This window comes from Leucobacter sp. wl10 (assembly GCF_003569785.1).
GTDB lineage: Bacteria > Actinomycetota > Actinomycetes > Actinomycetales > Microbacteriaceae > Leucobacter.
The window spans coordinates 202,574-221,442 of the sequence record NZ_KZ983990.1 but is presented as its reverse complement, the minus strand read 5'-3'; the positions used below and the strand labels follow the sequence as shown (position 1 = coordinate 221,442).

Genomic DNA, 18,869 nt, shown 5'->3' with positions numbered 1-18,869 from the left:
GGGGTCAGCCCCGGTCGGTCTCGGCCATGAGGTCAGCGAGACCGTGCGTGTCCGCCACCTCGTGATACGGGGCGAAGCGCGGGTTGCCGGGCAGTCTCGAGCGGTTGATCCACACACGGCGCACGCCCATGCCGGCCGTCGGGATGATGTCGTACTCCCACCCCTGCGCCGCGTGGGTGAGGAGCTCGCGAGGGCGGTCGACGATGCGGAACATGTACTCGAATGCCTGCTTTCGGGGCTTGTAGGCGCGGGCGTCCTCGGCGGTGAACACATGATCGAAGTCGATGCCGAGCGTCTTCACGTGGTGAGGGATCAGGTCGTTGTCGCTGTTGGTGAGCAGCGCGAGCTGGTAGCCCATCTCCTGCAGACGAGTGAGCCCCGCATGCACGTCGCCGAAAGGCTCGAAGCGCCGCACCGCCTCGATGAGCTCGTCGCCGAAGCGCTCGTCGTAGGGGATGCCGTGGCGCATGCAGGCGATCTCGAGGGTGTCGCGCAAGATGTCCTGGTAGCGGCGGTAGAGGCTCGAGGTCGCGAAGAAGCGGATCACGCGGAGGTCTGCGAGGAGGCCTTGGAGGTCGATGCCGTACTCGGCGGCGCGAGGGCCGACGATCGACCGCACGGCGCCGTCGAGGTCGAAGCGGATGAGCGTGCCGTAGCAGTCGAAGCTGATGAGCTTGCGTCGGGCGTCGGACATGGGGTTCTCTCCTTCGTGAGTGTCTGTTCTGGAATGGAGCTCTGATCAGAGCTGCTCGTATCTCATGGGGTCGCTGAGCGGCGATTCGGGATGCGAGCCGTCGAGTTCGTCGATGGCCCGCAGATCCTCGTCGTCGATGCGGAGCTCGACCGCGGACAGGTTGCTGCGCTGACGCTCGGGGCTCGCTGATTTCGGCAGCGGGGTAGCGCCGCGGCTGATCTCCCAGGCGAGCGCGAGGGTGCTGACCGGTGCACCGTACTTGCCGGCGATCGAGACCAGCAGGGGATCGCTCAGCAGATCGCCTCCCCGTCCGAGCGGGCTGTAGGCCTCGGTGCGGATGCCGCGTTCGGCGTGGGCGGCGCGCTCCTCGGCGCGCGACCAGAACGGGTTCATCTCGATCTGGTTGACGAAGGGGGCGACGCCCGTGGCCGAGGTTATCTCGTCGAGCATCGGTACTGTGAAGTTGCAGACGCCGATGTGCCGCACGAGGCCGCGCCCGCGGGCCTCGACGAGCTCGTGCCAGGTCTCGACGTAGAGCCCCCGCTCAGGGTTCGGCCAGTGGATCATGTAGAGGTCGAAGTGATCGAGGCGCATTCGCAGCAGCGACTCCTCGACGGCTCGCTGCGAAGTCTTGCGGCCCTGGTACTTGCCGCGCAGCTTCGACGCGATCCAGAGCTCCTCCCGGGCCACGCCGCTGCGGCGCACGCCCTCGCCGACCGCTGCCTCGTTGTCGTAGTTCTGCGCGGTGTCGATGAGCCGGTAGCCCATCGCGGCGGCCGAGGCGACCATCTCAGCCGCTTCGTAGCCGAGTGCCGGCCAGGTTCCGAGGCCCATCGGGGGCAGGTCGTGGTTCGCGGTCACGATGAGGCCGGGGCGCTGGCGGGCGCGGTCGATAGTGCGTCGATGAGATTCTCGATCTCGGCCTCGGTGCTGATGAAGGGCGGAGCGAGGGCGATGGCCGTGGTGCCGAGCGGCCGGGCGAGCACGCCGTGCGAGGACCGCATGACGAGGCTCACCGCGCGCGCGTCGATGCCGTCCGAGAGCTCGACGATGCCGATGAGGCCGACGCTGCGTGCGGTCTTAACGCCCGGTGCCGCAGCGACTTGCTCGCGCAGGCCGTTCGCCAGCCGGGTGCCGAGGTGCTTCACCCGGGGCAGCAGCCGATCCTCCTCGAGGATGTCGAGCACCTTCAGGGCGACGGCGCAGCCCGTTGCGTGGCCCGAGTAGGTCACGCCGAAGTGGTAGATGAACTCGGGGTCCTCACTCCAGAAGGGCTCCCAGATCTTGCGCGAGACGAAGAGGCCGCCGAGCGGGAAATAGCCGCAGGTGATGCCCTTGGCGAACATCGTCATATCGGGCTGCACGCCGAAGTGGTCCGAGGCGAACCACTCTCCGGTGCGGCCGAAACCCGAGATCACCTCGTCGAAGATGAGGAGCATGTCGAACTCGTCGCACAGGGCCCGCAGGCCCTCCAGGTAGCCGTCGGCGGGCGGGTGCACGCCACCCGAACCGATCACCGGCTCTGCTGCGATCGCGGCGATGCGCTCGGGGCCGATTTCGAGCACCTGGCGTCGTACCGCCTCGATGTCGTCGCGAGAGATGAGGCCCGTGTCGGGGATCAGGTTACCGCCGCCGTAGAGCGAGCGCATGTCATTGTTGCCATAGAGGCTCGTGCCGAACGCATGGAGGCCGTGATAGGCGTTCTCGCGGCTGAGAATGGTGCGCTTCTCGTGGGCTCCCTTGCGCTGCCAGTGGAGGCGGGCGAGCTTGAACGCGAGCTCAGCGGCATCGGATCCGCCGGCGCCGAAGAGCACTTTGGAATCGGGGAAGGGGGCGTGACGCTCGCTCAGGCGGTCGGCGAGCTCGGCGGCGCGGGGATTGAGGAAGCCGCCCCAGGTCTGAAAGGTCTCCAGTTCGCGCATCTGATCCGCGGCCGCCTCGACCACGCGCGCGTCGCCGTGCCCGATGTTTGCGTACCAGAGAGTCGCGCTGGCATCGTAGAGACGCGAGCCCTCCTCGGTGAGGATGTAGGCGCCTTCGCCCTTGACGACCATCGTCTGCATGCCCTGCACGAGGCCCATCTGCGTACTCGGCACCCAGAGTGCACGCCCTGCCTGCGCCACGTCGATCCCCTTTCAAATGGATTCGAGCCGGATCTTTGCCGAACCGCATTCTGGGTCAGCTGTTCTGAATCCTGGCACCTCTTATCCGCAATGCTAGCGGAACAAGGCTTTACACGGCGACCCTGGTTTTGTAAGGCCGGGTGAGTATAGACTTGCGATGGGAAATGGAACACATAGTTCACTATATGGCACGAAGTGCGTCGACGCGCTCGTGATCCGCTTCTCCAAACCGTGTTCACCGCGTAATAAGGACGTTCATGATCTCCAGCACTCAGCGGGCGCAGGGGGCGCTCGCGGCTCTCGGCATCGATTCCACTCGTCTGGCCCCCTATATCGACGGGCATTTCCAGCGCGACTACACCGGGGACTACTGCGCGGTGGTCGATCCGGCCACCGAGGAACCGCTGATCGAGGTCGCGGACGGGCAGCCGGCTGACATCGACCGCGCGGTGGCCTCCGCCCGCGCCTCATTCGAGTCGGGAGCATGGGCCCGCCGCCGCCCATCGCAGCGCGGCCAGATCCTCAACCGCATCGCACTCACGCTGCGCGAGCGAGCCGAGCACCTCGCAGTCATCGAGACCCTCGATGTCGGCAAGCCGCATGCCGAGGCGCTCGCCGATATCGAGGCCACCGCGCGCTATTTCGAGTTCTACGCCGGCCTTGCCGATAAGCACGGCGGCCGCACGGTGCCGCTCGCCGATCACCTCGTCGACTTCACTCTGCTCGAACCGATCGGCGTCTCGGGCCAGATCATCCCCTTCAACTACCCCGCCCAGAACACGGGTCGCGGGGGAGCTCCCGCGCTTGCCATGGGCTGCTCGGTCGTGCTGAAGCCCTCGCCCGACTGCCCCCTCAACCCGCTGCTGATCGCCGCAATCGCGACCGAGTGCGGTGTGCCCGCGGGCGTGTTCAACGTGGTTCCAGGAGGGGTCGACGCCGGCCGCACGCTCTCCTCGCATCCGGGCATCGATCAGATCACCTTTACCGGCTCGGTGGCTACCGGCAAGGAGGTCGCGCTCGCCGCGGCCAGGAACGTGACTCCGAGTGTGCTCGAACTCGGTGGAAAGTCGCCCGTGGTCGTCTTCGACGACGCCGACTTCGAGCTCGCGATCGCAGGGGTCAGCGGCTCGATCTTCAGCAATGCCGGTCAGACCTGCGCCGCAGGCACCCGTCTGCTGGTGCAGCGCTCCGCGCGCGGCGAGGAGTTCCTCGACCTGCTCGTCGAACGAGCCCGCAGCCTCACGATCGGCGAGGGGATTGAAGGCGCGACGCTCGGCCCGCTCGTCTCGAAGCGTCAGCAGGAACGCGTGGCCGCCTACCTCGAGGCCGCGTGCGAGGGGGGCGGGGTGGTGCTCACGGGCGGCGGGGTGCCCGATCGCAAGGGCTACTTCGTCGAACCGACCGTCGTCGAGGTGCCGAACAACAAGCATCGCCTTGCGCAGGAGGAGATCTTCGGACCCGTCATGACGGTCATCCGTTTCGACGGGCTCGAGGAGGCGGCCGAGATCGCCAATGACTCTGAGTTCGGCCTCTCGTCCTACGTCTGGACCAAGGACATCGACAAAGCGCTATCGCTCGCCAAGAGGATCCGGGCCGGCCAGGTCAACATCAACACCTTCGAGGTGGGCACCGGCATCGAGATCCCCTTCGGCGGCTTCAAGAACAGCGGGTGGGGCAGGGAGAAGGGCATCGAGACGCTGGCCAGCTACACCCAGACCAAAAATGTATGCATCGGCTTGAACACGGCGCTCACCCGCTGAGCCGACGGCAAGGATAGAAAGGGACTCCGCAAGAACATGGCACAGCTCAGCCAGGCACTCCGTCAGGCCACTCCGCTCCGGGTCGTCTCGGGCCGGGGCACGACGATCACGACCGACACCGGCGAGACGTATCTCGACGCGACCTCGGGCATCGGGGTCACCTCAACGGGACACTGCCATCCTCGCGTCGTAGGGGCAGCGCAGCAGCAGACCGGAAAGCTCATCCACGGCCAGTACGGGGTCTACCTGCATGATCGGCTGCCGGAGCTCATGGAGGCGTTGAGCGGGGTGCTGCCGGAGCACCTGAGCGACTTCTTCTTCGCCAACTCCGGGGCCGAGGCGGTCGAGTCGGCCGTGCGGCTCGCGCGCAACGCCACCGGGCGGCAGAACGTCGTCGTCTTCCAGGGATCGTTCCACGGACGCACGATCGGTGCCTCTGCGCTCACGACTTCGGGCGCTCGATTCCGGGCGGCGGCCAGCGGGCCGCTGCCGACCGGCGTCGTCATCGCTCCGTTCCCCTCGGCCTTCCGTTACGGCTGGAGCGAGGAGGAGGCCAATCGCTTCGCGCTCCAGGAGCTGCACCACATCCTCGCGACGCTGACCACGCCGGACGACGTAGCCGCGATCCTCGTCGAGCCCATCCTCGGCGAGGCGGGCTATCTGCCCGGCAACGCCGAGTTCTTCAGCGCGCTGCGCGAGATCGCCGACGAGTACGGCATGCTGCTGATCTTCGATGAGGTTCAGGCCGGGGTCGGGCGCACCGGCAAGTTCTGGGCTCACGAGCACTTCGGCGTCGCCCCAGACATCATTGTCTTCGCGAAGGGTATCGCGAGCGGCTTCCCCCTTTCGGGCATCGCCGCCCGGCCCGAGATCATGGCGAAGGCGCTTCCGGGGTCGCAGGGCGGTACCTACTCGGCCAACGCGGTGGCCTGTGCCGCGGCGATCGAGACGATCTCCGTGATCGCGGACGAGGATCTCGTCGGCAACGCCGCCCGTCGCGGTCAGAGGCTGCGCGACGGCCTGGTGGAGCTTTCGAGGGAGTTCCCCGTCATTGGCGATGTTCGCGGCCTCGGCCTGATGCAGGCCGTCGAACTTGTCGGTCCGAATCGCGAGCCCGTCCCCGATCTCACCTCGAAGGTGCTCGCGGCGGCGCTCGAACGAAAGGTCATCATGCTCGCCTGCGGTCCCTACGGCAGCATCGTGCGCATGATCCCCGCGCTCGTCATCACCGAGGCGGAGGTCGACCGTCTGCTCGAAGTCTGGCGCGAGGTGCTCGTCGAACTCGCCGGCCCGAGGTGAAGAACGGCAACGCATGAGAATCGCCGTCATAGGTATCGGTACCGTTGGCGTGCAGGCTGCGTATCAGCTCGCGCGCAGGGGCATCGAGGTGGTCGGGTACGAGCAGTACCCGATCGGGCACGCGGCCGGTGGAGCTGGGGGAGATTCGCGTCTTTTCTCCCGGGTCGAGCTGAACGACCCCCGCTACAGTCTCCTGATCGAGCGAGCTGAAGCCATCTGGCGCCGACTCAACGAGCGCACGGGTGCCTCGCTGCTCACGTTCACGGGCGGCCTCGTGATGGGGGATCCCTCGCTGGATCCCGTGCGGCGCGCCATTGAATCGTGCGAGCTGACTTCTTCGCCGCAGGTCCTCTCTCGAGGCGAGCTCGAGCGGCGCTTCCCCGAGATCCGCATGAACCCCGGCGAGGTCGTGCTCTTCGATCCGAACGCGGGGCGAATCGACCCCGAGCTCTCGGTCGTGCTTACCGGTCGCTTGGCCGAGGCGTACGGTGCCGAGCTGCGGCCGGGCACTGCCGTTCAGGCGATCGAGTCGCGTGCCGCCGGTGTCGGGGTGCGCGACGCAGAGGGCTGGCAAACCTACGATCGCGTCGTGGTAGCGGCCGGGGCCTGGACCGGCAAGCTGCTCGGCGGAGCGGTCCCGGAGCTGACGGTACGGAGGCTGACCTCCGCGTGGTACTTCCCAAGCGAAGCGGCGCGATTCGAGTCTTTCGTGCCGTTCATCCGGCTGATGCCCGACTACATCTACGGTCTGCCCAGCGCTGACGGGAGGGCCGTCAAACTCGGCCTGGGCTACGATTCGCATCTGCCGGTCGATGACCCCGACGCCACCGAGCGGTGGCTGCGGCCGGGCGAAGGGGTCGGGGAGTTTGCGCTGCTCGTCGAGAAATACCTGCCCGGCCTCGCCCCCGAGCCCTTCCGGGTCGAGACCTATTACGAGACGTACACTCCCCAGCGGCGGGAGTACATCTGCGAGCTGCCTGAGGATGAGAGGGTCCTCGTCCTGACAGGCTTCTCAGGGCACGGCTTCAAGGTTTCTCCCGCGGTGGGCGAGTTGGTGGCCGAGTGGGCGCAGGGCGAGCAGTCGCGTTACCCGTCCGACCTCTTTCTCGATCTGTGAGGGGCCGGCCGCGGTTAGCTCCGATGCCGTCCGGTGAGCGGTCGGGCGGTCGGTCGGGTTCTGCTGCGCTCGGTAGACGGCGAGCGGGATCCGCAGTTCTCGCTCGGACCCGGCCGGGCAGCGCGCACCCGACCTGCGCGCCCGGAATCGCGCGCTGCGGGTCGCCGCACGCGACCCGCAACATGGCGGCTTCGTGAACACTTGCCGATCGGCGCCGTGATCAGCCGTCCGCCTGCCGGATCGTTGCCAAGATATGAGGATGCCGGTTCGAGAGACGACGGGAGGCGAGCCCTCGCCGTGAGCGCCCAGAAGCCCGTCGAGCTGCTCGCCCGATGACGCCGGGTCGGGATCCGGCTCAGGCGACTCCACGAGGCGGAGCCGCCGAGGTCTTCCGCGTGTTCTTGAAGCTCGGCGTCACCTCGTTCGGCGGTCCCGTCGCGCACCTGGGCTACTTCCGGGAGGAGCTCGTCGCGAGGCGCCGGTGGGTGAGCGACCGGCAGTACGGGGAGCTGGTCGCGCTCTGCCAGTTTCTCCCCGGCCCGGCGTCCAGCCAGGTCGGCTTCGCGCTCGGGCTCATCAGGGGCGGTGCGCTCGGGGCGCTCGCCGCCTGGGCGGCGTTCACGCTGCCCTCGGCGCTGCTCATGGTGCTGTTCGCCGTCGGCGCGGTCTCGCTCGACGGCCCGCTCGGGCACGGCGTGGCGATGGGGCTGCGGGCCGTCGCGGTCGCCGTCGTCGCCCACGCGGTCTGGGGCATGGCGCGCGCGCTCACCCCCGACCCGCGGCGGATCATCATCGGCGCAGCCGCCGCGGCACTGGCGCTGCTGCTACCCGGAAGCTTCGGCCAGCTCGCCGCGATCGGCATCGGGATCGTCGCGGGCGCGCTGTGGTGCCGAGGCGTGATCCCGGCGACCGGCGCTCCCCTCGCGACGCGCGTCTCCCGACGGGCGGGATTCGCGGCGCTCGCCGTGTTCGGCCTGCTGCTCGCGGGGCTGCCCGCACTCGCCCGCCTGGTCCCGGGTGGGTGGACCGGCATCGCAGACGCGTTCTATCGCGCTGGAGCGCTCGTGTTCGGCGGCGGACACGTCGTGCTCCCGCTGCTGCAGGCGGAGCCGGCCATCGCGGCCGAGGTGACGCAGGACCGGCTCCTCGCCGGCTACGGGGCCGCGCAGGCGCTGCCGGGGCCGCTGTTCGCCTTCGCCGCCTACCTCGGTTTCGAGACGGAGACCGGCGCTGCAGCGCTGCCGGCGGCGCTCCTCGCGCTCGTCGCCGTGTTCCTTCCGGGTCTCCTCCTGCTCGTCGCGGCTCTGCCCTTCTGGAATCGGCTCCGGCAGAGCGCGGGAGCGCGCGCCGCCATCGCGGGAGCGAACGCCGCGGTGGTCGGGATCCTCGCCGCAGCCCTCTGGAACCCGGTGATCGTCTCGGCGATCACCGGGATCGCGCCACTCGTGATCGCCGTCACCGGCTTCCTCATGCTGGTGGTCGGGAGGCTCCCCGCCTGGGCGGCGGTGGTCGCCGGCGCGGCGGGCGGCGCGCTCGCCGCGGTCGTCGGCATCGCCTGAATCGTCGGCGTCGCCCTCGCGCTCGTCGCTGTCCGCGCCCGGGGTGCTCGCATCCTGCTCAACGGCTCCTTCGGCGAACGCGGGCCCGGCTTGCGGGGCACCGCTGTGCCGCCTCGGCCCTGGCGCCCGTTGCAGCGCGAATTCCGTCGGGGGCCTCTGCCTCCGGCGCCGCTGTCATAATGAGGGCATGCCCGAACTGCCCGAGGTGGCCGCGCTGGTGGGCGAGCTGCGACGAAGGATCGGCGGACGCGTCGTCGACCGCCTCGACGTGTTCGCGTTCGCCGCGCTGAAGACCGTCGCCATCCAGTCGTCCGAGCTGAGCGGGCGCACCGTCGATGAGGTCGAGCGCCGTGGCAAGTTCCTCGACCTGCGCGTCGGCGCCGATCACCTGATCATCCACCTGGCGCGGGCCGGCTGGATCGCGTGGCGCGGCGACCCGCCGAAGACCGCGGCCAAGCCTGGGCGCGGTCCGCTCGCCGCGCGGCTCACGATCCGCGGCGAGGAGGAGGGCTCGTTCGGGGGCTGCCTCGACATCACCGAGGCGGGCACGAAGAAGAACCTCGCGCTGTACCTGGTGGGCGATCCCATGGACGTGCCCGGCATCGCCCGCCTCGGCCCCGACCCGCTCGACGACGCGTTCACCTTCGAGGCCTTCGCGGGCATCCTCGCCGCCGCGGGCCGGTCGCAGATCAAGGGCGTGCTGCGCACGCAGTCGCTCATCGCGGGCATCGGCAACGCCTACTCCGACGAGATCCTGCACGCCGCCCGCATGTCGCCCTTCAAGCCCGCGGACATGCCGCGGGACGACGCGCTGCGGCTGTACGACGCCCTGCGGTCGACGCTGCGGGAGGCGGTTGACCGGGCCGAGGGGCTCCCGGCCGCGGAGCTCAAGCGCGAGAAGAAGACGGCGATGCGGGTGCACGGCAGGGCTGGCGAGTCGTGCCCCGTCTGCGGCGACACGGTCAGGCAGGTCATCTTCGCCGACTCCACGCTGGAGTACTGCCCCGCCTGCCAGACGGGCGGCAAGCCGCTCGCCGACCGGGTGCTGTCGAGGCTGCTCAAATAGCGACCGGATCCCGCATCGATCAGGAATCGAGAAGCCGCGCCGCCGTCGCGCGGGTAGCCTGGGTGCCGTACGAACCGCCGACCGAGGAGGAGACGAGCATCATGTCCGAGCGCACGTCCGAGCGACAGCCGATCGCCTTCGAGGGCCGGCCCGAGCGGATCGGGGACCGGATCATCCTGCGGTTCCCCGCCGAGGCGAGCGCGGCGCTGCCTTCGCGGGGCCAGGTCGCGGTCGCGGCCGTGATGAACGGGCACGCGTTCGAGACGGTGATCGAGCCCGACGGCATGCGGGGCCACTGGCTCTCGGTCGACGGGGGTCTGCTGCAGGCCCTGGCCGGCGGCTCGGGCGAGGCGCTCGGCGACGGCGACACGGTGACGATCGAGGTCGAGCCGGTGAAGCAGTGGCCCGAGCCCGAGCTCCCGTCCGATCTCACGGCCGCCCTCGACGCGGCACCGGATCTCGCCGAGGCCTGGCCGAGCCTCACCCCGATGGCGCGCTGGGAGTGGGTGCGCTGGATCGAGGCCACGAAGAACCCGCAGACGCGCGAGCGCCGCGTCGAGGTCACGATCTCGAAGCTGCGCGACGGCAAGCGGCGGCCGTGCTGCTTCGACCTGTCCTCGTGCACGGACCCCGAGGTGTCGAAGAGCGGAAAGCTCGTCGGCGCCGTGTGATCGGCCGCCCTTGACCCTGACACCGTGTCAGGCGCCTCACTCGGTATCTGCTCGATCGATACCGAGAGGAGGAGACATGACATCGCTCGACCGGGCCCTCGGCGCGCCGGATCCGTCGGCCAGGCTGCAGGCGGCGCTCGCCGCGGGCACCCGCCCGCACTCCGAGGATGTGCCGGTGCTGATCCGGCGCTGCGGCGAGGAGCCGGACTTCGGCCAGGGGCCGGGTGAGGGAGGCGGGCATGCTGATCGCCGAGCTGCGGCGGGAGACCGAGGATCGCATCGCGCGCGAGCGCGCGCTGCTCGGCCGCCTCGACGAGATCGGGGTCGCCGCCCCTGAGGACTGGGAGGACGTGCTCGACGTGGCCGGCGCGCTGCGGTGGGCGATCGCGCGGGCGGGCGAGCCCGCGGTGGCCGCGCTCGTGGCTCGGGTTCGGGATCCCGACGCCCGGGTGAGGATGCGCGCCGTACGAGCGCTCGGCGATCTCGAAGGGGCGGCGGTCACTGAGGCGCTTTCCGTGCTCGTCGGCGACGCGGACGACGAGGTCGCCGACCTCGCGGCGCTGGCGTTGGCCGCCCGCGCGGGGTTCGAAGCGCGCTCGCCGCAGGAGCCCGGCGCATCGAGCCCGACCGCTGAGCAGGCGCTGTCTCGCGTGCTGCCGCGACTCGTCGCCATGATCGTCGCGGGATCGCGTGACGTGGAGGCCGCAGAGGTGCTGGGCGCGCTGGCCGCTCGATCCGCCGCTGTCGAGCAGGAGATCGCGGCGGCGCTGACCGACGGGCTCAGGGCGGCCGGTGCGGGCGTGCCCCGGTACGACTTCGCGGCGCGCAGCCGGCTGGCTCAGGCGCTGGGGGAGATCCCGAGAGGGGCCGCCCGTGCGGCGCTCGGCGCACTCGTCGCCGATCCCGATCCCGCTGTCGCGCGGGTGGCGTGCTATCTCGTGGGGCGTGCTCAGCCCCGGCGACGGAGAGTTAGGCGATAGCGCGAACCTCGTGGTCGATGCCTCGGCGCGCGTGCCGGAGATGGTAGGCGGTCTGCATCTGCAGCCGACGCTCCGGGCTGCGACCGAGGGTCTAGGAAAGCGTGAGCGCCCCGTCCGGGCGGACGGGGCGCGTGATCAGCGGTTGATCGCTGCCCCGATGATCTGCAGTCCTTCGACGAGCCGCTCGGTCGGCGTATTGATCGGGGGCATGAGCTTGATGACTTCGCCATTCGGCCCGCAACGCTCCACCAGCACTCCGGCCTCGAGTGCGCGTCGCTGCGCAGCGTGCGCGGCGTCCGCATTGCCGAGGCCGAAATCGACACCGGCGATGAGGCCTCGCACCCGCGCCGATTCGACGCCCGGCAGCCCGATGAATCCTTCCCGGCCGTGCGCGCCGGTGACGGCATCGTTCATCGTCGCGCAGTTCCGGCTGACGAGCTCGAGGAAGGCGGGATCGGTCCAGTACGCCAGCGCGATCCTCGCGGTTACGAACGAGAGCTGATTTCCCCGGAAGGTTCCGGTGTGCTCCCCGGGCTCCCAGACGTCGAGCGCGGGTGCGATGAGGTTCAGCGCCATGGGCAGCCCGAAGCCGCTGATCGACTTCGCAGTGGTGACGATGTCGGGAACGATGCCCGACCGCTCGAAGCTGAAGAACTGGCCGGTGCGTCCGCATCCGGCTTGCACCTCGTCCAAGATCAGCACGATGCCGTGTTCGCGCGTCCAATCCCGCAGATCGCGCAGCCACTTGGCGGAGGCCCCGAACACGCCGGCCTGGATCTGCACGGCCTCGACGATCACGGCAGCCGGAACGTCGGTGCCGCTGCGCCGGTCCTCGACGAGGCGCCTCAGGAAGCCGAGCGAGTCGAACTCGCCATGGGGTCCGTCCTCGAACGGTACGAAGGTGACATCGTGAGTGAGCGATCCGAAGTTCTTCCCCGCGCTCCGTCCGCCGCTGACCGCGTACGCGCCCGCGGTCATCCCGTGATAGCCGCCGTTGAAGGCGACGACCCGGCTGCGTCCCGTCGCTTTGCGGGCGAGCTTGAGGGCCGCCTCGTTCGCATCCGCTCCGGTCGGTCCGGTGAACTGCACCCGATAGTCCAGGTCGCGAGGGCCCAGGAGCTGCTGTTCGATCGTCTCGAGCAGTTCCCGTTTGACCCGCGTGAAGAGGTCGAGCCCGTGCACCACCGCCCTGCCGCGCAGATGGCCGATGATGGCGTCCCGCATCCGCGGATCGTTGTGCCCGTAGTTCAGGGCGCCGGCGCCGGCGAAGAAGTCGAGGTACTCGCGTCCGTCTTCACCGCGCAGCACCGTGCCCTGCGCGGTGTCGAAGACGATCGGCACGTCGCGGCAGTACATGCGCACATTCGACTCGCGCCGCTCGAAAGTCTCGACGGTGAGGCCTGCCTGCCGGTTGGTGGTGTCGGTGGTGGTCATTGCTCTGCCCCTTCAGTGCGCCGAGTCGCCCCGGTGCTCGTGCGGGTGCCCCAGCGGCCCCGTCTGTACTCGAGGCTGGTCGAGCAACCTTCTCGAAAGCTTCTCGGAACCTTATCGATTACTTACCGCGACGAAACGCCTGGTGATCGGGTGGCTGCTCGGTGCGTGCTTCAGCGGGTGGCGCGCGGCGAAGCCGAACGGGTGCCGGGAGCGTCGACTCCTCAATCCGCGGCGTCGAGCAGCTCGCGGATCGCTGGGGTGACGGGAATGCCGAGGGTCTCGGCCTCGGCGCGCGTCCGATAGCGGTGGTCCGCCGGCATGCGATCCATGCCGGCATCGCGGAGCGCCTGCACCAGGCGGCTCGCCCGACCGGCGAAGGGCGTCGATGCGCCGCGGTCGGGGTCGATGACCAGCAAGAACTGCCCGGTGCGCGTGGAGTGTGCCCCGCCCGGCTTGTCCCGCTGCGCTTCGAACGAGAAGTCGCCGCCGGTGAGCGCGGACGCCAGCAGCTCCACCATCATCGAGAGCATCGCGCCCTTGTGCCCGCCGAACGGCAGGAGCACGCCGCCGTCGACGATGGCGCGCGGGTCGGTGGTTTCGCCTCCCGCGGCGTCGACACCGGTGCCGACCGGAACGGACCGGCCGGCCTGCGCCGCGAGGGTGAGGTCGCCGTACGACATCGAGGAGGTCGCGAAGTCGGCGATGAGGTGCGGAGCCCCCTCGATGGGCATAGCGAAGGCGAAGGGGTTCGTGCTGAGCACGGCCCGGTGCGCTCCGGCCGGTGCGACGGTCGGCTCGCCGCCCGTGACCGCGGTCACCGCGACGTAGCCGGCATCGGCGAACGGCTCGAGGTCGGGCCAGAGCGCGCTGTGGTGCTGTGAGTCGCGGATCGCGACGACGGCGACGCCCTGCTCCTCGACGGCCCGCGAGATCTCGTCGCGGGCGCGTGAGAGCGCGAGCTGGGCGATGCCGCCGGCGGCGTCCACCCGCAGGTAGCTCGAGCTGACGCGCTCGACACGTGGTTCCGCGACGCTGTCGAGGTATCCGGAGCGCAGGGTCTCCGCATACTGGGACACGCGGAACACCCCGTGGCTCAGGGCGCCATCGCGCTCGCAGCCCGCGTGGTTGAGGGCGAGGATCCCGGCGACCTCGGGCGAGGCGCCGGCCTCGACGAGCACGGTCTCGATCGCCTCGACGAGGCGCTCGAAGGGGATGCGTTCGGTGCTCATCTCCAGCTGCTTCCGTTCTCCCGCTGAATCAGGCGCCGTTGAGAGTGCGCCCGTGCGCAGCGGATCCCGAGACGGCGCACGGAGCTCGCCTGCTTGCCCGTGTCGTCCCTGCGCCCCCATCGAAAGCGGGTGGCTTCGACAGCGCGGGCGCGCCGGTACCCGCCTGCGCATCGAGTGCTCACAGCGTTCAGGGAACGGCCCCACCGCATGCACCGACCTCCTTGAGCTCTATGAACGGTTCAGCGGACAAGGTTCTGAACGATCACGCGATCGTAGGCCTCGACGGTCTGCCGCAGGATGACGTCGAGCGGTTGCGCCCAGATGTCGTCGTTGAAGATCTCGACCTCGATCGGGCCAGTGTAGCCCGCCTCGAGCATCGTGCGGGTCATCGCCACCAGGTCGATGACCCCGTCGCCCGGCTGCAGGCGGCTCTGCATATTGTTCGGCGCGGGCAGCGGCAGCTTGAAATCGTTGATCTGGTAGCCCGACAGGCGCCCTTGCGAGCCCGCCCGCGCCACGGAGTCCTCGAACTCGGGATCCCAGAAGGTCGCCCAGGAATCGACCAGCACGCCGACTTGCTCGGCAGGCAGGCCGTCGATCACTCGAAGCGCCTGGCCCACGGTCGTGATGATCGAGCGATCGTTGACGAAGAGCGGGTGAATGGGCTCGAGCATCACCTGCACGCCGCTGGAGACGATGTCGGGCAGCAGCGTCTCGAAGGCGTCGCGCACCCGGCCTTCGGCGTTCCGGATCGAGCGGTCGTGCTCGGGCAGGCCGCCCGCGACGAAGGAGAGCGTCGGGATCGAGAGCTCGGCGCACATCTCGAGCGCCGAGCGCACGGCATCGTACGCCGCCGAGAGCTCGACGCCCCGCTTGTTCGTGAGGAAGCCTACCCGGCTCATCGACGTCGCCGTGAGACCCGAGTCGTTCAGCCAGCGGCGCACTGCAGCGGGTCCGGCCTCCTGGACCGGCTCGACCCAGACGCCGATGTGTTCGATGCCCGCCGCTGCGGAGGCTCTGATGGTCTCCTCCAGCCCGTACGGCATTGCGGTGGCCTGATTCAGGCACAGTTTCATGGTTCTTGACACTCCTTTCGGTGCCCCTGTCGAGATATCAGCGGGGCGCTTCGACGACCCGGGGTGTTCTCCCGGCCGCCGAAGCGCCCCGAGCGCACGCGCCGCTGAAGCCGGACGCCGCTTTGGGTCAGAACCTCACGGCATCCACGAACTTCTTGAGATCGGGGTTGTCGTTGCGGTTGAACGCGTCGTCGGGTGTCGTGTTCACCGCGATCTCCCCCTCGTGGAAGAAGACCAGGCGATCGGCGGCGCGCGCCGCGAAGGCCATGTCATGGGTCACGAGGGCGATGGCGATCCCATCGGTCTCCTTCAGACGCTGCAGCACCCCGAGCACCTCTGCCGCGACGGGCGGGTCGAGAGCACTCGTGATCTCGTCGCAGAGCAGCAGCTTCGGCTCCATCATGAGCGCTCGCGCGATCGCCACTCGCTGTCGTTCACCGCCCGAGAGTTGGCTGGGCTTACTGCGCAGGTGATCCGACATGCCCACCTCGGCGAGCGATCTCTTCGCGCGCTCCAGCGCCTCCTCCTTGCTGAGGCCGAGCTTCTTGAGCGGTGCCAGCGTGAGATTCGCAAGCACGTCCATGTGCGGCCAGAGCGTGTACGACTGGAAGATCATACCGACGTGCGAGTCGAGTTCTTCCCAGACCTCCGTGCGCTCCTCGTCCTCGAAGACGACCTCGCCGTCGAAGATGATCCTGCCGTCATCGGGATCGGTGAGGCCGGCCAGTGCGCGCAGCAGCGTACTCTTGCCCGAGCCCGACTTTCCGATGATGACCGTGATGTCGCCGGCCTTCATGTCGAAGTCGACGTTCTTCAGGATCTGCCGATCGCCGAAGCTCTTCTGGAGTCCACGCGCCGAGACCAGCACCTGCCCGATCGATGCGGTGATCGTGCGCACCGTTCCGGTCGGGGTCTGCCCCGTCCGGGGATTCTGTTCGTCGGTCATCAGTTCGCCTCCTTCTTCACGGCTTCGACGAGGGTCTTGACCGGCCTGCGTCGGCCCGGTACCTTCTGGCCGTTCTGTTGCATGCGGCGCTCCAGGTAGCTCGTGATGAGCGAAACGGGGAAGGCGACGATGAAGTAGATCACCGCTGCCGAGGTGAACACCTCGAGCGCCCGGTACGACTGCGCGGAGATCGTGTTCGAGATGAACATGAGATCGGCCACCGCGATGGTCGAGACCAGCGCCGTGTCTTTGAACATCGAGATGTTCAAGGAGAGGATCACCGGCACCTGTTGGCGCAGCGCCTGCGGCAGGATGATGTGCACCAGCCGCTGCATAGGGGTCAATCGCAGCATGACCCCGGCCTCGATCTGCTCCACCGGCACGGCCTGGAAGCCGGACCGGTACGCTTCGGCCATGAACGCGGTGAGGTTGGCCGTGAGGGCGATGATGGCCGAGGTGAAGCCCGGAAGCGTCACGCCGGTCAGCGCGGGCATCGCGTAGTAGATCCAGAAGAGCTGCACGAGCATCGGAGTGCACCGGAAGATCTCGATGTAGATCTGGAAGATCCACCGGATGATCGCGATGTCCGACATGCGTCCGACGGCGACCGGTACCGCCAGGATCATGCTGAGCGCGATGGTGATGATCGCGAGCTGGAGTGTGGTGCCCAGGCCTCCGAGCAGGGTGTCGAAGTTGGTGCTGATCACAGACCAGTCGAATGTATATGTCTTATACATAAGCGTTCCGCTAGCTTCTGCTCGACTACTGCTTCAGCAGCCCTGCCTCGCCGAGCTGATCCTCGGTCACGTAGCCCACCTTTGCGTAGGCCTCGTCCATGAGCCCGTCGTTGATCGCGCGCTCGATGGCGATGTTCACGGTCTCCACCGAGCGCGCGTCGGCGGTCGCGGGAACGCCGTAGGCCGCGAAGCCGCGGTAGACGTCGGGGTCGGGGAGGATGATCTTGACGTCCGAGTTCTCCTGGGCGAAGCTCACGAGGGTCGGCAGGTCGCCGGTGATGGCGACGACGCGGCCGGCGAGCAGCGTCTGCAGTGAGCTCGTGTATGCGTCGGACTCCTGGTAGTTGGCCTCGGGGAACTTGCGCGGGAAGCCGCCGGACGCTGCCGAACCTGTGACGATGCTGATCGGGTTGCCGGAGGTGACGACATCGTCGACCGTGGTGTAGGGCGCGTCCGCCATCACCGCCATGGCGGCCGGGTAGTCCCAGACCGGATTGGTGAACTGCACCGCGGTCGCGCGCTCGAGCGTACGGTCGAGGTTCGCCGCGAAGTCGTAGCGACCCGCCTGCAAACCGGCGACGATGTTCTTCCACTCGGCGGGAACGGTCTCCAATTTGACGTTGAGCGCATCGGCGAGGTTCTGCAGCGGAATGAGGTTGGGACCGCCGAACGTACCGTCCTCGAGCTCGACCGTGTGCGGCGGCGAGATCGCCACGCCGACGCGCAGCACGCCGCGATCCTTGATCTCCTGGAGCCAGGAGCCCTGGGCGGATGCGTCGTCACCGCCGCCGCCGCCACCGCTCAGCTTCGCGCCGAGGAAGCCGCCGCCGAGTGCGAGGAGGATCACTACGATGAAGGTCAGCACCATTCGATTCGCACTGTTGCCCTTTTTCTTTGCCACAATCTCATCTCCTTTGACTGTTTGATTGTCAGACACTCTCGTCGCTTCGAGAGTCTATGAGCTTCTGTGGCATCTGTCCACACCCAAGATGTTGGTTGTCCGGTTTGTGACGGTTCCGCAATCTTGCTGCGCCTTCTCAGCCCCTTGCACCCGCCTCGATGCCGAACCAGGTGTCGCTGAGCGTGAAGCCGTGGGGATAGGGATCGGTCGGGTCGAGGGTCATCTGGCTCAGGCCCGTGATCCATGCCTGACCGCCGACCTGGGGGATGACGGCGTCGTACCGGCCGACCTTCGCGGTGCCCTCGATCTGAGCGCTGAAGGTGCTGCCGGTGATCGACTCGTGGGTGAAGCTCTCGCCGACCTCGATGTCTCCGCGCGCGTGCAACAGGGCGAGGCGGGCCGAGGTGCCGGTGCCGCAGGGGGAGCGATCGCAGCGGCCGGGCGAGACGACGACCGTGCACTTGGCGGCGAGGTCGCCGTCGGCGTCGCGACGCAGCGGGCCCATCCACTCGAAGTTGGTGATACCCGGCATGTCGGGATTGCCGGGGTAGGCGACGGGCACCTGCTCGGCCGTAGCGAGCTTGATCCGCTCGCCCACGTCGCAGAGTTCGCGCGCCTCGCCGGGGCTGAGGGAGAAGCCGAGATCCTGCGCCTCGACCATGGCGAAGGTCATGCCGCCGAAGGCGACGTCGACTCGCACGGTGCCGATGCCCTCGACCTCGACCATCGTGTCGCGGGCGTAGCAGAAGGCCGGCTGGTTCGTGAAGGTGACCTTCGTCACCTTGCCGTTCTCGCACTCGCAGCGCAACCGGACGAGCCCGACCGGGGCCTCGAGGGTGAGCTCGGTGACGGGCTCGGTCATCGGCAGGATCCCGGTCTCGAGCAGCACCGTGGCGACGCAGATCGTGTTCGACCCCGACATCGCCGGGTACTCGGTGGTCTCGAGGATGATGTAGCCCATCGCCGCCTCGGGGCTGTTGGAGGGCACGATGGCGTTCACGTTGTGCCAGACCGCGGCGCGCGGCTCGAAGAGCATGAGCTCGCGGACCTGATCGTAGTTCTCCTCGAACCAGAGCTTCTTGTCGAACATCGTCTCGCCCTGCACCTGGCCGATGCCGCCGATGATGACGTTGCCGATCTCGCCCTCGCAGTGGGCGTTGACGACGTTGAGTACGCGATTCGATCGCATGGTCGGGCTCCTTTGCTCTGGTGTCGGCGCGAGCGCGCCGGGAGGTTGTTGCGTCTGATTGTAAGACAAATTGCCGATTGGCGACAAT

At 68.5% G+C, this 18,869-nt stretch carries 17 protein-coding genes; 7 read left to right on the top strand and 10 right to left on the bottom strand.

Features of this window, described 5'->3' with window-relative positions; translation table 11 throughout:
- Positions 1-4: 4 nt before the first annotated feature.
- From D1J51_RS06050 to D1J51_RS06040, 3 genes are read right to left on the bottom strand one after another with little or no spacing between them, the layout of a single operon-like run.
- Positions 5-694 carry a haloacid dehalogenase type II gene (locus D1J51_RS06050; RefSeq protein WP_119074286.1) on the bottom strand — a complete coding sequence of 230 codons (690 nt, stop codon included), beginning with the start codon at positions 692-694 and terminating at the stop codon, positions 5-7.
- A gap of 45 nt (positions 695-739) precedes the next feature.
- The gene (locus D1J51_RS06045) at positions 740-1,555 is read right to left on the bottom strand and encodes an aldo/keto reductase (protein ID WP_119074285.1); all 816 of its coding nucleotides are present in this window, start codon (positions 1,553-1,555) and stop codon (positions 740-742) included.
- Positions 1,552-2,817 (bottom strand): aminotransferase family protein, encoded by a 1,266-nt coding sequence (locus D1J51_RS06040; protein WP_162903682.1) that lies wholly within the window; start codon positions 2,815-2,817, stop codon positions 1,552-1,554. Before D1J51_RS06040 ends, D1J51_RS06045 begins: the two co-directional genes overlap by 4 nt.
- Positions 2,818-3,074: 257 nt before the next feature.
- Between D1J51_RS06040 and D1J51_RS06035 the strand changes: the two genes are divergently transcribed.
- The 7 genes from D1J51_RS06035 to D1J51_RS06005 all read left to right on the top strand — a co-directional run bounded on the left by D1J51_RS06035 (position 3,075) and on the right by D1J51_RS06005 (position 11,269).
- Entirely contained in the window at positions 3,075-4,577 is a 1,503-nt protein-coding gene (locus D1J51_RS06035) for an aldehyde dehydrogenase family protein (protein ID WP_119074283.1), read from the top strand.
- A 36-nt stretch (positions 4,578-4,613) separates the two neighbouring features.
- Complete coding sequence (locus D1J51_RS06030) at positions 4,614-5,876, top strand: aspartate aminotransferase family protein (protein ID WP_119074282.1); 1,263 nt, start codon at positions 4,614-4,616, stop codon at positions 5,874-5,876.
- Positions 5,877-5,889: 13 nt separating this feature from the next.
- A complete protein-coding gene (locus D1J51_RS06025) occupies positions 5,890-6,993 on the top strand; it encodes an FAD-dependent oxidoreductase (RefSeq protein WP_119074281.1) in 1,104 nt (367 codons plus the stop codon).
- A 332-nt stretch (positions 6,994-7,325) separates the two neighbouring features.
- The gene (gene chrA, locus D1J51_RS06020; protein ID WP_119074280.1) at positions 7,326-8,552 is read left to right on the top strand and encodes a chromate efflux transporter; all 1,227 of its coding nucleotides are present in this window, start codon (positions 7,326-7,328) and stop codon (positions 8,550-8,552) included.
- A 187-nt stretch (positions 8,553-8,739) separates the two neighbouring features.
- Positions 8,740-9,618 carry a DNA-formamidopyrimidine glycosylase family protein gene (locus tag D1J51_RS06015; protein WP_119074279.1) on the top strand — a complete coding sequence of 293 codons (879 nt, stop codon included), beginning with the start codon at positions 8,740-8,742 and terminating at the stop codon, positions 9,616-9,618.
- Between the two features lie 101 nt (positions 9,619-9,719).
- Positions 9,720-10,289 (top strand): YdeI/OmpD-associated family protein, encoded by a 570-nt coding sequence (locus D1J51_RS06010; RefSeq protein WP_119074310.1) that lies wholly within the window; start codon positions 9,720-9,722, stop codon positions 10,287-10,289.
- A 239-nt stretch (positions 10,290-10,528) separates the two neighbouring features.
- A complete protein-coding gene (locus D1J51_RS06005; protein WP_119074278.1) occupies positions 10,529-11,269 on the top strand; it encodes a HEAT repeat domain-containing protein in 741 nt (246 codons plus the stop codon).
- Positions 11,270-11,404: 135 nt separating this feature from the next.
- Here the strand turns inward: D1J51_RS06005 and D1J51_RS06000 are convergent, their stop codons facing one another.
- From D1J51_RS06000 to D1J51_RS05970, 7 genes are all read right to left on the bottom strand, one after another.
- The gene (locus tag D1J51_RS06000; protein WP_119074277.1) at positions 11,405-12,703 is read right to left on the bottom strand and encodes a diaminobutyrate--2-oxoglutarate transaminase; all 1,299 of its coding nucleotides are present in this window, start codon (positions 12,701-12,703) and stop codon (positions 11,405-11,407) included.
- A gap of 221 nt (positions 12,704-12,924) precedes the next feature.
- Positions 12,925-13,932: an Ldh family oxidoreductase gene (locus D1J51_RS05995; protein WP_119074276.1), complete on the bottom strand. Its 1,008-nt coding sequence runs from the start codon at positions 13,930-13,932 to the stop codon at positions 12,925-12,927.
- 239 nt (positions 13,933-14,171) lie between these two features.
- Positions 14,172-15,008: a sugar phosphate isomerase/epimerase family protein gene (locus D1J51_RS05990; protein WP_119074275.1), complete on the bottom strand. Its 837-nt coding sequence runs from the start codon at positions 15,006-15,008 to the stop codon at positions 14,172-14,174.
- A 127-nt stretch (positions 15,009-15,135) separates the two neighbouring features.
- Complete coding sequence (locus tag D1J51_RS05985) at positions 15,136-15,954, bottom strand: amino acid ABC transporter ATP-binding protein (protein ID WP_119074274.1); 819 nt, start codon at positions 15,952-15,954, stop codon at positions 15,136-15,138.
- Positions 15,954-16,661, bottom strand: a complete 708-nt coding sequence (locus tag D1J51_RS05980; RefSeq protein ID WP_162903681.1) for an amino acid ABC transporter permease — start codon at positions 16,659-16,661, stop codon at positions 15,954-15,956. The genes D1J51_RS05985 and D1J51_RS05980 overlap by 1 nt, the downstream gene beginning before the upstream one ends.
- A gap of 55 nt (positions 16,662-16,716) precedes the next feature.
- Positions 16,717-17,592, bottom strand: coding sequence for a substrate-binding periplasmic protein (locus tag D1J51_RS05975; RefSeq protein WP_162903680.1), 876 nt, complete (start codon positions 17,590-17,592; stop codon positions 16,717-16,719).
- A gap of 136 nt (positions 17,593-17,728) precedes the next feature.
- Entirely contained in the window at positions 17,729-18,781 is a 1,053-nt protein-coding gene (locus D1J51_RS05970) for a proline racemase family protein (protein WP_119074271.1), read from the bottom strand.
- Between the last annotated feature and the right edge of the window lie 88 nt (positions 18,782-18,869).

Coding starts and splice junctions, on each gene's coding strand:
- D1J51_RS06050 (WP_119074286.1), bottom strand. CDS start 694: ATGTCCGACGCCCGACGCAAGCTCATCAGCTTCGACTGCTACGGCACG.
- D1J51_RS06035 (WP_119074283.1), top strand. CDS start 3,075: ATGATCTCCAGCACTCAGCGGGCGCAGGGGGCGCTCGCGGCTCTCGGC.
- D1J51_RS06030 (WP_119074282.1), top strand. CDS start 4,614: ATGGCACAGCTCAGCCAGGCACTCCGTCAGGCCACTCCGCTCCGGGTC.
- D1J51_RS06025 (WP_119074281.1), top strand. CDS start 5,890: ATGAGAATCGCCGTCATAGGTATCGGTACCGTTGGCGTGCAGGCTGCG.
- chrA (WP_119074280.1), top strand. CDS start 7,326: ATGACGCCGGGTCGGGATCCGGCTCAGGCGACTCCACGAGGCGGAGCC.
- D1J51_RS06015 (WP_119074279.1), top strand. CDS start 8,740: ATGCCCGAACTGCCCGAGGTGGCCGCGCTGGTGGGCGAGCTGCGACGA.
- D1J51_RS06010 (WP_119074310.1), top strand. CDS start 9,720: ATGTCCGAGCGCACGTCCGAGCGACAGCCGATCGCCTTCGAGGGCCGG.
- D1J51_RS06005 (WP_119074278.1), top strand. CDS start 10,529: ATGCTGATCGCCGAGCTGCGGCGGGAGACCGAGGATCGCATCGCGCGC.
- D1J51_RS06000 (WP_119074277.1), bottom strand. CDS start 12,703: ATGACCACCACCGACACCACCAACCGGCAGGCAGGCCTCACCGTCGAG.
- D1J51_RS05995 (WP_119074276.1), bottom strand. CDS start 13,932: ATGAGCACCGAACGCATCCCCTTCGAGCGCCTCGTCGAGGCGATCGAG.
- D1J51_RS05990 (WP_119074275.1), bottom strand. CDS start 15,008: ATGAAACTGTGCCTGAATCAGGCCACCGCAATGCCGTACGGGCTGGAG.
- D1J51_RS05985 (WP_119074274.1), bottom strand. CDS start 15,954: ATGACCGACGAACAGAATCCCCGGACGGGGCAGACCCCGACCGGAACG.
- D1J51_RS05970 (WP_119074271.1), bottom strand. CDS start 18,781: ATGCGATCGAATCGCGTACTCAACGTCGTCAACGCCCACTGCGAGGGC.